The sequence below is a fragment of the Alicycliphilus denitrificans K601 genome, assembly GCF_000204645.1.
In the GTDB taxonomy this organism is placed as follows: Bacteria; Pseudomonadota; Gammaproteobacteria; order Burkholderiales; family Burkholderiaceae_C; genus Alicycliphilus; species Alicycliphilus denitrificans.
The window spans coordinates 4430533-4443558 of record NC_015422.1; the positions used below are offsets into that span (position 1 = coordinate 4430533).

Below are 13026 nucleotides of genomic sequence, written 5' to 3' on the forward strand. Positions count from 1 at the left end.
ACCTTGCCGTCCGTGCCGCGGCTGCTTGCGCGTGCAGGGGCGGCGCCGCATCATGGCCACCGCATCGCCAGACTGGAGCCCCCCATGCACGACACCCTGCCCCCCACCGACCTGTGCCGCCTGCTGGGCTGCCGCCTGCCGCTGCTGCTGGCGGGCATGGGCGGCGTGGCGCGCTCCGAGCTGGTGGCGGCCGTCACCGGGGCCGGCGCCTTCGGCTTCCTGGGCATGGTGCGCGAGCCGCTGGCGCTGATCGAGCGCGAGGTGGCCCAGGTGCGCGCGCGCACCGACCTGCCCTTCGGCGTGAACCTGATCCCCGCGGCCACGCCCGCGCCGCTGCTGCGCGAGCAGGTGGGCCTGTGCATCACGCTGCGCGTGCCCGTGGTCTGCCTGTTCTGGGACGTGGACCGCGCCGTGGTCGAACGGTTGCGCGGCGCGGGCATCACCGTGGTGCACCAGGTGGGATCGGTGCAGGACGCGCTGGACGCGCAGGAGGCCGGCGCCCAGGCGCTCATCGCCCAGGGCGTGGAGGCCGGCGGCCACGTGCGCGGGCGCCAGCCGCTGGCCGGGCTGCTGGCCGGCGTGCTGGCCGCGGCCCGCGTCCCCGTGGCCGCCGCCGGGGGGCTGGCCGACGGGCGCGACGTGGCGCGCGTGCTGGCGGCCGGTGCGCAGGCCGCCGTGCTGGGCACGGCCCTGATCGCCACGCACGAATCCTTCGCCCACGACTACCACAAGCGCCGCCTGGTGGCCGCGCGCGCCAGCGACACGCTGCTGACCGAGGACTTCCACGTCAACTGGCCGCCCCATGCCGCCGTGCGCGTGCTCAGGAACAGCGTCACCCGCGGCGAGCGCGGCGACCCGTTCGGCCCCGCGCCCGCCACCGGCCCCGCGGTGATCGGCGAGGAGGAGGGCCGCCCCATCCACCTGTTCAGCACCGACTCGCCGCTGCGCTCCATGACCGGCGACTTCGAGGCCATGGCCCTCTACGCCGGCCGCGGCGTGGACCGCATCGCCGGCGTGGAGCCCGCCGCCGACTGCGTGCGCCGCATCGCCGCCGAGGCGGCGGCGCAGCTCGCGCGGTGAAAGCTATGCAAAAAAATAGCTGCAAGCGCTTGATGAACGGGCGTTTTATCCCGTTTTGACCACATTTTTCCAGGTGCGCCAGAACGCCGGCTCCTGCGTGTTGGCAAAGTTGATGCGCATGAGCGTGCAGGGCTGGCGCGTGGCGTGGAACAGTGCGCCGGGGGCGATCAGGTAGCCCTCGTCGAGCATGCGCTGGGCCAGCATGTCGGTGTCCACGCCGGTCTCCACCCAGCCGAACATGCCCGCGGGCTCGGCCGCGAAGCTGCAGCCCGCCTCCAGCGCGAGCTGCACGCTGCGCGCGCGCGCCTGGGCCAGGCGCTGGCGGATGCGCTCGGCGTGGCGGCGCAGCTGGCCCTGGTCTATGCACAGCGCCAGCGCCTTCTCCAGAATGGAAGGCGTGGTCAGCGTGGACAGCAGCTTGGTGTCCAGCATGCGCTCGACCAGCCCGGGCGGCGCGGCCAGGTAGCCGACGCGCCAGTTGGGCGCGAGGATCTTGGCGAAGCCGTTCACGTAGATGGTGCGGCGCAGCCCGTCCAGCGCCGCCAGGCGCACGGCATACTCGGGCGCGATGTGGCCGTAGGTGTCGTCCTCCACGACGTAGAAGCCGTGCCGCTCGGCCAGCTGCAGCACCTGGTGCGCGCTGGCCGGCGGCAGGCTGTAGCCCGTAGGGTTGTGCAGCACGCTCACGCTCACGAACAGCTTGGGCGCGTGCAGCTCGCAGTAGCGCGCCATCACGGCCAGGTCGGGCCCCTCGGGGCCGCGCGGCACGGGCAGCACGCGCATGCCCAGCGCGTCCAGCCGCGCGAACTCCACGCTCCAGCCCGGCTCCTCCACCATCACCGGGTCGCCCGCCTTGAGCAGCGTGCGGCTCACGATGTCCAGCGCGTGCGTGGCGCCCACGGTGGTCATGATCTGGTCGGGCTGCGCGGCGATGCTGATGCCGGCCATGCGCCGCGCCAACGCCGCGCGCAGGCCGGCGTCGCCCATGGGCTCGCCGTAGCTCAGCGAGCCGCCCTGCAGCGCCGGGCTGGCGGTGATCTTGCGCACGGCGGCGGGCAGGAAGCGCGCCTCCTCCAGCCAGCCGACGGGCAGCACGCCCGCGCCGGGCTGGGGCTTCGCCGACGCCTGGTAGAACATGCCGCGCATCAGCGCCGTGGCGTTGATCTGCGAGCCCGACATGCGCACGCCTATGGTGCCCAGCGGCGAGGCCGTTTTTGCTCCCAAAGGAATAGCTGCAGACGCTTGCCCCTCCTGTGCTGGGGGCGTTTTTTGCGCAATGTCGCGCACATAGAAGCCGCGCTGGCGCCGCGCCTCCACCAGCCCCTGGGCCAGCAGCTTGTCGTAGGCCGCCACCACGGTGTAGGGGCTCACGCCCTGCTGGCGCGCGCACTCGCGCACCGAGGGCAGGCGCGCCCCGGCGGGCAGAAGCCGCGTGCGGATGCGCTGGGCGAAGCGCTCGGCGAGCTGTTCGGTCAGGGTGAGCATGGCGACTGTGTCAGTGGAAAGACCTGCACAGTTTATGCATGTGTGGGGCAGACTGTACCGGCACTGTAATGGCATTCACCCCTACAGTGCGGCCTTCCCTACCGTCGCCCCCGTCTTTCATGCCCCTGGTTGAATTCACCGCCCTGCTGGTGCTGGCCACCGCCATGAGCTTCACGCCCGGCCCCAACACCACGCTGTCCACCGCGCTGGCCGCCAACCGCGGCCTGCCCGCGGCCATGCGCTTCGTCGTCGCGGTGCCCGTGGGCTGGAGCGCGCTGCTGCTGCTGTGCGCGGCCGGCCTGGGCGCCATCGTCGTGGCGGTGCCGGCGCTGCGCTGGGCCATCAAGGCCGTGGGCATCGGCTACCTGCTGTGGCTGGCGCTCAAGCTAGCGCAGTCGGGCCGCCTGTCCGAGGCCGACGCGGCGCGCCTGTCGGTGGGCTTCTGGCAGGGCGTGGCCCTGCAGTTCGTGAACATCAAGGCCTGGCTGCTGGCGCTGACCATCGTGGCCGGCTGGATCGTCGGCCACGAGGACGGCCATGCGCGCATGGCCGTGGTGCTGCCCGTGATGCTGGCCTTCGCCTTCACCAGCAACCTCGCCTACGCTGCCATGGGCGCGCTGCTGCGCCGCTGGCTGGCCCAGGGGCGGCGCCTGCTGTGGTTCAACCGCGCCATGGCCTGCGTACTGGTGGCCACCGCCCTGTGGATGGTGGCCGCATGACCGCCCCCGCCGCCACTCGGGGTGCGCACCCCGTGCGCCAGGCCGAAACCCTGGGCCTGTGGCTCGGTGTGCTGGGCGTGGCGATCTTTGCCATCACCCTGCCCGCCACGCGGCTGGCCACCGGCACGGCCGAGCAGCCCCAGCTCTCGCCCTGGTTCGTCACGCTGGGCCGCGCCGCGCTGGCCGGCTTGCTGTCGGCAGCCTTCCTGCTGGCCACGCGCTCGCCGCGCCCGCTGCCGCACCAGTTCAGGCACCTGGGCTGGGCCGTGCTGGGCAACGTTCTGGGCTACCCGCTGCTGCTGGCGTATGCGCTGCGCAGCGTCACGGCCAGCCACGCCGCCGTGGTCACGGCGCTGCTGCCGCTGGTCACGGCGGGCGTGGCCGCGCTGGTGCTGCACCAGCGCGCACGCCTGGGTTTCTGGGTCTGCGCGGTGCTGGGCAGCGCGCTGGTGGTGGCGTTTTCGCTGCTGCGCGGCTGGCAGCAAGGCCATGGTTTCAGCCTTGAGGCGGCCGACGCGCTGCTCGTGGGCGCGGTGGTGGCGGCCTCGGTGGGCTACATCCACGGCGCGCGCATCACCCCCGCCCTGGGTGCCGAGCGCGTGATCTGCTGGGTCTGCCTGCTGGCGCTGCCCGCCACCCTGCCGGCCACGCTGTGGCTGTGGCCCACGCAGCCCGTGGCGCCCTCGGCCTGGGGCGGGTTCCTGTACGTGGGCGTGTTCTCGATGTGGGCCGGCTTCTTCGCCTGGTACCGCGGGCTGGCCCTGGGTGGCGCGTTGCGCGTGAGCCAGACGCAGCTGCTGCAGCCGTTTTTCTCGATCCTGGCGGCGATCCCGCTGCTGGGCGAGCCGCTGGACATGGTGACGCTCGGCTTCGCCGCGGCGGTGGTGGCCACCGTGGCCGTCGGCAGGCGCATGCCGGCAGGGAATTGACGTTACGTTATGCTGCGCGCGCTGCCCTTACCCGCAGGGCCGCGCACCGCCGCACAACGGCATTTTTTTGAGTGATGGATGGCGTAACACCCGCACGCCTTTGGAGATGAACGAATGACGAACTGGACCCTGGCCGCACGCGCCGCCAAGATGAACCCCTCGGTGATCCGCGAGATCCTCAAGGTCACCGAGAAGCCCGGCATCATCAGCCTGGCCGGCGGCCTGCCCTCGCCCAAGACCTTCCCTATCGAATCCTTCGCCGCCGCGGCCGCCTCGGTGCTGGCCAACGAAGGCGCGTCGGCGCTGCAATACGCCGCCAGCGAGGGCCACGCGCCGCTGCGCGAGGCCATCGCCGGGTTCCTGCCCTGGGACGTGCATCCGGACCAGGTGCTCATCACCACCGGCTCGCAGCAGGCGCTGGACCTGGCGGCCAAGGTGCTCATCGACGCGGGCAGCCGCGTGCTGGTGGAGACGCCCACCTACCTGGGCGCGCTGCAGGCCTTCGCGCCCATGGAGCCCCAGGTGGTGTCGGTGGCCAGCGACGACGAGGGCGTGCTGATCGACGACCTGGCCGCCAAGGCCGGCAGCGGGGCGGACAAGGCGCGTTTCCTGTACGTGCTGCCCAACTTCCAGAACCCCACGGGCCGCACCATGAGCGAGGCGCGCCGCGAGGCCCTGTCCGCCCGCGCCGCCGAGCTGGGCCTGCCGCTGATCGAGGACAACCCCTACGGCGACCTGTGGTTCGACAAGGCCCCCCCGAAGCCCCTGGCCGCGCGCAACCCCGAGGGCTGCCTCTACATGGGATCATTTTCCAAGGTGCTGGCGCCCGGCCTGCGCCTGGGCTACCTCGTCGCGCCGCGCCAGATGTATCCCAAGCTGCTGCAGGCCAAGCAGGCGGCCGACCTGCACACGCCCAGCTTCAACCAGCGCCTGGTGGCCGAGGTGCTGAAGAACGGCTTCCTGGACCGCCACGTGCCCACCATCCGCCAGCTCTACAAGCGGCAGTGCCAGGCCATGGTGGCCGCGCTGGAGAAGGAAATGCAGGGCCTGGGCGTGACCTGGAACCGCCCCGACGGCGGCATGTTCCTGTGGCTGCGCCTGCCCGAGGGCATGAGCGCGCTTGAACTGCTGCCCCGCGCCGTAGAGCGCAACGTGGCCTTCGTGCCCGGCGCCGCCTTCTACGCCCAGCAGGCCGACGAGCGCACGCTGCGCCTGTCGTTCGTCACCGCCTCCGAGGAGCAGATCCAGACCGCCGTCGCCGCGCTGGCCGCCGCCATCCGCGAAACGGCCGCCTGAGGAAGGCCCTGACCATGCGCCAGCGCCCGTTCCAGCAGGTCGACGTCTTCACCGCCACGCCCTACCTCGGCAACCCGCTGGCCGTGGTGCTCGATGGCGAGGGCCTGACCACCGAGGACATGCAGCGGTTCACCCACTGGACCAACCTGTCCGAAGCCACCTTCGTGCTGCCGCCCACGCCCGAGGGCCGCGCCGCCGGCGCCGACTATCGGCTGCGCATCTTCTGCCCCGGGCGCGAGCTGCCGTTCGCCGGCCACCCCACGCTGGGCAGTTGCCACGCCTGGCTGCAGGCCGGCGGCCGGCCGCGCGCGGCCGGCCGCATCGTGCAGGAATGCGGCGTGGGCCTGGTCACGCTCAGGCGCGACGACGAGCGCCTGGCCTTCGCCGCGCCGCCGCTCATCCGCAGCGGCCCGCTGGCCGAGGACGACGTGCGCCTCATCGCGCGCGGCCTGGGCATTGCGCGCGAGGACATCATCGCGCACGCCTGGTGCGACAACGGCCCGAACTGGCGCGGCGTGATGCTGCGCTCGGCCGAGCAGGTGCTGCGGCTCAAACCCGACGCCGCGGTGCTGGCCGGGCTGGACGTGGGCGTGGTGGGCCCGCGCGGCAAGGTCGGCGTGGTGGGCGCGAGCGATGCCGAGGGCATCGCCTTCGAGGTGCGCGCCTTCTTCCCCGGCAACAACGGCCTGGCCGAAGACCCCGTCACCGGCAGCCTGAACGCCGCGCTGGCGCAGTGGCTCATGGGCGCGGGCCTGGCGCCCGCGCGCTACGTGGCCAGCCAGGGCACGGCGCTGGGCCGCGCGGGGCGCGTGCACGTGGAGCAGGAGGGCGAGCACATCTGGATCGGCGGCCACTCGGTCACCTGCGTGCACGGGGAGGTGCAGCTGTGACGCACGACACCACCCTGCCCTCGCTGGCCGACATCGAGGCCGCCGCGCAACGGGTCTACCGGGAGTTCCAGCCCACGCCCCAGTACCGCTGGGGCTTGCTCGCCGACCGCCTGGGCACCGAATGCTGGGTCAAGCACGAGAACCACAACCCCGTGGGCGCGTTCAAGATCCGCGGCGGCCTGACCTACTTCGACCAGCTGGCAAGCCAGGGCCGGCTGCCGCGCGAGGTCATCAGCGCCACGCGCGGCAACCACGGCCAGAGCATGGGCTGGGCCGCGCGCCGCCACGGCGTGGCCTGCACCATCGTCGTGCCGCGCGGCAACTCGGTGGAAAAGAACGCCGCCATGCGCGCCCTGGGCGTGAACCTGGTGGAACACGGCGAGGACTTCCAGGCCGCGCGCGAGCACGCCCTGCAGCTGGCCGAAGAGCGCGGCGCCCACATGGTGCCCAGCTACCACCCCCATCTGGTGCGCGGCGTGGCCACCTACTGGTGGGAATTCCTGCGCGCCGTGCCGCACATGGACGTGGCCTACGTGCCCATAGGCCTGAGCTCGGGCGCCTGCGCCGCCGTGGCGGCCAGGCAGGCCCTGGGCCACCGCGTGCGCATCGTGGGCGTGGTCAGCCGCCACGCCACCACCTATGCCGACTCGTTCGCCGCCGGCCACGTGGTGGCCGCGCCCGTCAGCACGCAGCTGGCCGACGGCATGGCGGTGCGCGTGGCCGACCCCGATGCGCTGGCGGTGCTGCTGCCCGCGCTCGACCACTTGGTACAGGTCGGCGACGACGAGGTGGCCGCCGCCATGCGCGCCCTGTTCACCGACACCCACAACGTGGCCGAGGGCGCCGGCGCCGCGGCCCTCGCCGCCGCGATGCAGGAGCGCGAACGGCTGCGCGGCCAGTGCGTGGGCCTGGCGCTCACGGGCGGCAACGTGGACGCGGAGGTCTTCGCGCGCGTGCTCGCCGGGCGCTGAGCCGGTTTCGGCCAGCGAAACACCGCGCCGCACGGCCCACGCAGGGCGGGGCGCGCCGGGCGCCCGCCGCGCCAGGGTTTTCCCGACGCGCGATTTCAGTCCTCGAAACTTTCGCCACCGCGTTTGACGCGCCACGCGCGCGCCCAACACCATTGCCCCCGAGGCCGCATGCACGAGCGGCCCGGGAGACATACACATGCGATGGAGACAACGCCCCGAAGGCTCGAACTGGGGCGACTTCGGGCCCGACGACCAGCTGGGACGCGCCAACCTGATCGGCCCCGAGCAGGTGCGCAAGGGCGCGCTGGAGGTGCGCGAGGGCGTGAGCCTGTGCCTCTCGCTGCCGCTGGACTACCCCGGCGGCAACGGCCTGAACCCGCGCCGCCACCCGCCCGTGCTGCGGCCCACGCGGCGCGGCGACGTGCCCTACGTGAACTTCCCGCTGGGCCACGTGTACACCGGCGCCACCGACGTGATCAGCGACGACCAGGCGCTGCTGTCGCTGCAGTACTCCACGCAGTGGGATTCTCTGGCCCACGTGGGCGCGCTGTTCGATCCCGAGGGCGACGGCCGCCTGCGCACCGTGTACTACAACGGCTACCGCGGCCACGAGCACATCCTGGGCCCGCAGGACCACGGCCTGCCCGCACGCGGCGATGACGGCGCGCCCGCGCGCTACCAGCCCGTGTGCTGCGAGGGCCGCGCGAGCGACGAGAGCGTGGCCCTCGCGCTGGGCGTGGAGCACCTCGCCGTCAAGGGCATGCAGGGGCGCGGCGTGCTCGTGGACCTGGCGCGCGCCTACGGCATGGACTTCCGCGACATCGGCTACGACGAGCTCATGCGCGCCATGGAGCGCGGCGGCGCCACTGTGGAGCCCGGCGACATGCTGCTGCTGCGCACGGGCTTCGCCGGGCTGGTGCTGTCCATGCAGCGCCAGCCCGACGCGCACCGCCTGCACCACAGCTGCGCGGCGCTGGACGGCGGCGACGAGAAGCTGCTGCAATGGATCACCGACAGCGGCATCGCCGCCCTCATCGCCGACAACTACGCCGTGGAGCGCCACCCGCCCCGGCGCGTGCCCGAGGACGGCGCGCCCTACCCCGTGCTGCCGCTGCACGAGCACTGCCTGTTCAAGCTGGGGCTACCGCTCGGGGAGCTCTGGTACCTCGAAGAGCTGGCCGACCGGCTGCACGCCAGCGGCCGCACGCGCTTCCTGCTCACCGCCCCGCCGCTGCGCCTGCCCGGCGCCGTGGGCTCGCCCGTCACCCCCATCGCCACGCTCTGACCATCACTACTATCAGGAGACAACCATGCACCCATCTTCCACCCCCATCCGCCGCGCCTGCCGCGCGCTGTGCGCCGGCCTCGCCCTGCTTGCCACGGCGGCCGGCGCGCAGGACACGCGGATTTCCGACGACGTCGTGCGCCTGGGCATCCTCACCGACCTGAACGGCCCGTTCGCCGACATCACCGGCCCCGGCAGCGCCGCCGCGATCCAGATGGCCATCGACGACTTCGGCGGCCAGGTGCTCGGCAGGAAGATCGAGCTGATCGTTTCCGACCACCAGAACAAGGCCGACATCGCATCGAGCAAGGCGCGCGAATGGTTCGACACCGGCAAGGTGGACGCCATCATGGACGTGGCCGTCTCCGCCCCCGCGCTGGCGGTGCTGGAGATCGCCAAGCAGAAGCAGAAGGTCATCATCTTCAACGGCCCCGGCCTGGACCGCCTGACGGGCGACCTGTGCATGCCCAGCACCGTGCACTACGTCTACGACACCTACGCCCTGGCCAACGTGACGGCCAGCGCCATCACCGAGCGCGGCGGCAAGGACTGGTTCTTCGTCGCCGCCGACTACGCCTTCGGCCACAGCCTGCAGGAGCAGGCCGGCGCCGTGGTGGCGGCGCACGGCGGCAAGGTGCTGGGCGCGGCCAAGCACCCGATCGGGGCGACCGACTTCGCATCCTTCCTGCTCAGCGCGCAAAACAGCAGGGCCCAGGTGGTGGGCCTCGCCAACGCGGGCGGCGACACGGTCAACACCATCAAAGCCGCGCGCGAGTTCGGGCTGACCCAGGGCAAGAACAAGCAAACCCTGGCCGGCCTGCTCATGTACATCAACGACGTGCACGCCATCGGCCTGCGCACCGCCGCGGGCCTGATGCTCACCGAGGCGTTCTACTGGGACATGAACGACGCCACGCGCGCCTGGTCCAAGCGCTACTTCGAGAAAATGAAGAAGATGCCCAACATGAGCCAGGCGGGCGCCTACTCGTCCACCATGCACTACCTCAAGGCCGTGCAGGCCGCCAAGACCGACGACACCGCCAAGGTCATGGCCCAGATGAGGGCCACGCCCATCAACGACTTCTTCGCCAAGAACGGCCGCATCCGCGAAGACGGGCGCATGGTGCACGACATGTACCTGTTCGAGGTGAAGACGCAGGCCGAGTCCAAGTACCCGTGGGACTACTACAAGCTCGTCGCCACCGTGCCGGGCGACAAGGCCTTCCTGCCGCTGCCCCAGTCCAAGTGCCCGCTGGTGAAGAAATGAGCACGGCCCTCATCGTCGGCGCCACGGGCGTCGTCGGCCAGGCCTGCCTGCGCCACTTCGCCAGCCTGCCCGGCTGGAACGCCATCGGCGTGGCGCGCCGCGCCATCACGCCGCCGCCCGGCGCGCAGGCCCTGCAGCTCGACCTGCAGGACGGCGCCGCCTGCGCCGCCGCGCTGGGTGCGCGCGATGACATCACCCACGTCGTCTACGCCGCCGTCTACGAGCAGCCCGGCGGCCTGGTGGGCGGCTGGCGCGATCAGGAGCAGATGCGCATCAACCTCACGATGCTGCGCAACGTGGTCGAGCCCCTGTCCCGCCCCGGCGACGCGCTGCGCCACGTGACCATCATGCAGGGCGGCAAGGCCTACGGCGTGCACATCCACCCGCAGATCGCCGTGCCTGCGCGCGAGCGCTGGCCGCGCGACGCGCACGAGAACTTCTACTGGCTGCAGGAAGACTTCCTGCGCGAGCGGCAGGCGCAGAGCGGCGCATGGCACTTCACCATCATGCGCCCGCGCATCGTCTTCGGCGACGCCCTGGGCAGCCACATGAACCCCATCCCCGCCATCGGCGTCTACGCCTGGCTGCGCCACGAACAGGGCCTGCCGCTGGCCTACCCCGGCGGCCCGGCGCGCGTGAACCAGGCCATCGACGCCGACCTGATCGCCCAGGCCTGCGCCTGGGCCGCCGAGTCGCCCAATGCGCGTAATGAGACCTTCAACCTGGACAACGGCGACGTGTTCGTCTGGCAGAACGTCTGGCCCGCCATCGCCGACGCGCTGGGCATGCCCGCGGGCGCGCCCGAGCCACAGTCGCTGGCCGCGCTGCTGCCCACCCAGCAGCAAGCGTGGGAACGCATCGTGGACAAGTACCAGCTCGCCGCGCCACGCGATCTGACGGCCTTCATCGGCCAGGGCGCGGCCTATGCTGATTTCCAGATGAACCACGGCCGCGAGGGGCCGCTGGCGCCGGTCATCATGAGCTCGGTGAAGATCCGCCAGGCGGGCTTCCACGCCTGCATCGACACCGAGGACATGTTCCGCAAGTGGTTCGGCCGGCTCCAGGAGCGCCGCCTGCTGCCCCCGTCCGCCCAGGCACGTGCAAACGAGGACATGGAAGAATAATGCTTCCAATTTGATAGCTTAAGTCGCTCATGCGACAAGCGCAGGGACGTGGCTTGACCACAATCGTGCCCATGGGAACGCTCTACCTCGTGCGCCACGGCCAGGCCTCGTTCGGCGCGGATGACTACGACCGGCTGAGCCCGCTCGGGCAGGCGCAGGCCGAACGCCTGGGCAGCTACTGGCGCGAGCGCGGACTGCGCTTCGACGCCGTGCTGTGCGGCACGCTGCACCGCCATGCGCAGACGCTGCAGGGCATCCGGCAGGGCCTGCCCGGCACGCCCGAGCCGCTGCTGACGCCCGGCCTGAACGAGTACGACAGCCAGGCGCTGATCCAGGCCATGCACCCCGCGCCGCTGCCGCGGCCCGACACGCCCGAGCTGCGCAGGCAGCATTTCCGCCTGCTGTGCGACGCGCTGGCGCAGTGGATGGCCGGCACCATCAGCCCGGCGGGCATGCCCGGCTGGAACGACTTCGCGGACGGCGTGCACGCCGCCCTCGCTCACGTGCGCAGCCGGCACACGGGGCACAACGTGCTGCTGGTCTCCAGCGGCGGGCCGATCGCCACGGCCGTGGGCCAGGTGCTGTCCACCCCGCCCGAGGTGACGATCGCGCTGAACATGCGCATCCGCAACAGCGCGGTGACGGAGTTCGGCATCTCGCCCAAGCGCCTCATGCTGCAGACCTTCAACACCCTGCCCCACCTGGACGGGCCCGCGCACGCGGGCTGGGTCACTCACGCCTGAAGCGTCTGCGCCCAGCAGCACCGGTCGCGGCCGCCATTCTTGGCCTCGTAGAGCATGCGGTCGGCGCGCGCGTACAGCGTCCGCGGCTGGTCCTGCGGCGACAGCATGGCGCCGCCCACGCTCACCGTGACCACCTGCGCCACGGGCGAGGCCGCGTGCGGCAGCGCGCGCTGGCGCACGCCCGCCACCAGGCTCTGCCCCAGCGCCTGGGCATGCTCGGCGCTGCTGCCGTACAGCAGCACGGCGAACTCCTCGCCGCCCACGCGCGCCACCAGGTCCAGCGGCCGGCCTATGCAGGCCAGCACCACCTGCGCCACCTGCTGCAGCACCACGTCGCCCTGCTGGTGGCCATGGCTGTCGTTGTAGCTCTTGAAATAGTCCACGTCCATGAGCAGCAGTGCCAGCGGCTGGCCCTCGCGCTGCGCCTGGGCCACGAGCTGCCCGATGTGGTGGTTGAACATGCGGCGGTTGTAGAGCCCCGTCAGCGCGTCGCGCATGGCCAGCCAGTGCGCGTCGCCGCGGTATAGGAACTGCTCGCGCCGCTGGTGCTCGCGCCAGTAGGCGGCAAAGCCGAACACCAGCGCCGACAGCGCCAGTACCACTTCCAGGCGCAGCATCTGGGCGCGCACCTCGGGCAGCGGCGCGGCCCAGGCCAGCGCGCCCACGCAGGCGAGGTAGAGCAGCGCCACCAGCAGTTGCACCCACAGGCTGACGGCAAACGGCGAGAACACACCCAGCATGACCATCACCAGGACGGCCGTTTCATGCGGCGCGCCGAGCACCTTGTAGACGTAGACGGCAAAGGCCGCGCCGCAGCTCAGCGTGACGCCCAGGACGATCAGGACAGCCTGCAGCACCCGCATGGGGCAGCGCCAGAGAGCGCAGGCCAGCGTCAGCACGATCACCGCCGTGACGGCCACGCGCACCGCGCGCAGGGACATGAGCAGCGCCTGCTGCCGGACGTCGAGCAACGCGACGTCGATGCGCCACAGGTCGAACAGCGAGTAGCCACCCCACACCACCAGGCAGATGGCGCTGAACCACAGCACGCGCCGGTGTTCGTTGCGGCCGCAGTAGGCACGGTACTCGGCCTCCAGCGCCCCACCGAAGCGCAGCCAGCGGAAACCCTGGCGCAACTGCTGTGCGTACTGCGTGGAGGATGCCGGCAAAGGTGGCTGCATGGGAGGCTCGTGGTTGGAATGCGCCCGCACGGGCGCCCGCGATCAGGGAGTGTGCC

The 13026-nt window shown here is 71.8% G+C and carries 12 protein-coding genes; 10 read left to right on the top strand and 2 right to left on the bottom strand.

The window, feature by feature from the left end; genetic code table 11:
- Positions 1-84 precede the first annotated feature (84 nt).
- Positions 85-1080, top strand: a complete 996-nt coding sequence (locus ALIDE2_RS21015; RefSeq protein ID WP_013723075.1) for an NAD(P)H-dependent flavin oxidoreductase — start codon at positions 85-87, stop codon at positions 1078-1080.
- Between the two features lie 45 nt (positions 1081-1125).
- Here the strand turns inward: ALIDE2_RS21015 and ALIDE2_RS21020 are convergent, their stop codons facing one another.
- Entirely contained in the window at positions 1126-2565 is a 1440-nt protein-coding gene (locus ALIDE2_RS21020; RefSeq protein WP_013723076.1) for an aminotransferase-like domain-containing protein, read from the bottom strand.
- 119 nt (positions 2566-2684) lie between these two features.
- On the opposite strand from ALIDE2_RS21020, the gene ALIDE2_RS21025 reads away from it, so the two are divergent.
- The 9 genes from ALIDE2_RS21025 (at position 2685) to ALIDE2_RS21065 (ending at position 11789) form a co-directional block, all read left to right on the top strand.
- Positions 2685-3284 (top strand): LysE family translocator, encoded by a 600-nt coding sequence (locus ALIDE2_RS21025; RefSeq protein ID WP_013520670.1) that lies wholly within the window; start codon positions 2685-2687, stop codon positions 3282-3284.
- A complete protein-coding gene (locus tag ALIDE2_RS21030) occupies positions 3281-4213 on the top strand; it encodes a DMT family transporter (protein WP_013520671.1) in 933 nt (310 codons plus the stop codon). Before ALIDE2_RS21025 ends, ALIDE2_RS21030 begins: the two co-directional genes overlap by 4 nt.
- A 114-nt stretch (positions 4214-4327) precedes the next feature.
- Positions 4328-5509 (top strand): aminotransferase-like domain-containing protein, encoded by a 1182-nt coding sequence (locus tag ALIDE2_RS21035; protein ID WP_013520672.1) that lies wholly within the window; start codon positions 4328-4330, stop codon positions 5507-5509.
- Between the two features lie 14 nt (positions 5510-5523).
- Entirely contained in the window at positions 5524-6399 is an 876-nt protein-coding gene (locus ALIDE2_RS21040) for a PhzF family phenazine biosynthesis protein (RefSeq protein ID WP_013520673.1), read from the top strand.
- Positions 6396-7370: a threonine dehydratase gene (locus ALIDE2_RS21045; RefSeq protein WP_013723077.1), complete on the top strand. Its 975-nt coding sequence runs from the start codon at positions 6396-6398 to the stop codon at positions 7368-7370. Before ALIDE2_RS21040 ends, ALIDE2_RS21045 begins: the two co-directional genes overlap by 4 nt.
- 196 nt (positions 7371-7566) lie before the next feature.
- Positions 7567-8655 carry a cyclase family protein gene (locus ALIDE2_RS21050; protein WP_013723078.1) on the top strand — a complete coding sequence of 363 codons (1089 nt, stop codon included), beginning with the start codon at positions 7567-7569 and terminating at the stop codon, positions 8653-8655.
- A gap of 25 nt (positions 8656-8680) precedes the next feature.
- Complete coding sequence (locus tag ALIDE2_RS21055; protein WP_013520676.1) at positions 8681-9922, top strand: ABC transporter substrate-binding protein; 1242 nt, start codon at positions 8681-8683, stop codon at positions 9920-9922.
- On the top strand, positions 9919-11046 hold the full coding sequence (locus tag ALIDE2_RS21060) for an SDR family oxidoreductase (protein ID WP_013520677.1): 1128 nt from the start codon (positions 9919-9921) through the stop codon (positions 11044-11046). The genes ALIDE2_RS21055 and ALIDE2_RS21060 overlap by 4 nt, the downstream gene beginning before the upstream one ends.
- Before the next feature lie 71 nt (positions 11047-11117).
- Positions 11118-11789: a histidine phosphatase family protein gene (locus tag ALIDE2_RS21065; RefSeq protein ID WP_041701151.1), complete on the top strand. Its 672-nt coding sequence runs from the start codon at positions 11118-11120 to the stop codon at positions 11787-11789.
- On the opposite strand, the gene ALIDE2_RS21070 is transcribed toward ALIDE2_RS21065, so the two are convergent.
- A complete protein-coding gene (locus ALIDE2_RS21070) occupies positions 11780-12970 on the bottom strand; it encodes a GGDEF domain-containing protein (RefSeq protein WP_013520679.1) in 1191 nt (396 codons plus the stop codon). The genes ALIDE2_RS21065 and ALIDE2_RS21070 overlap by 10 nt on opposite strands.
- Positions 12971-13026 lie beyond the last annotated feature (56 nt).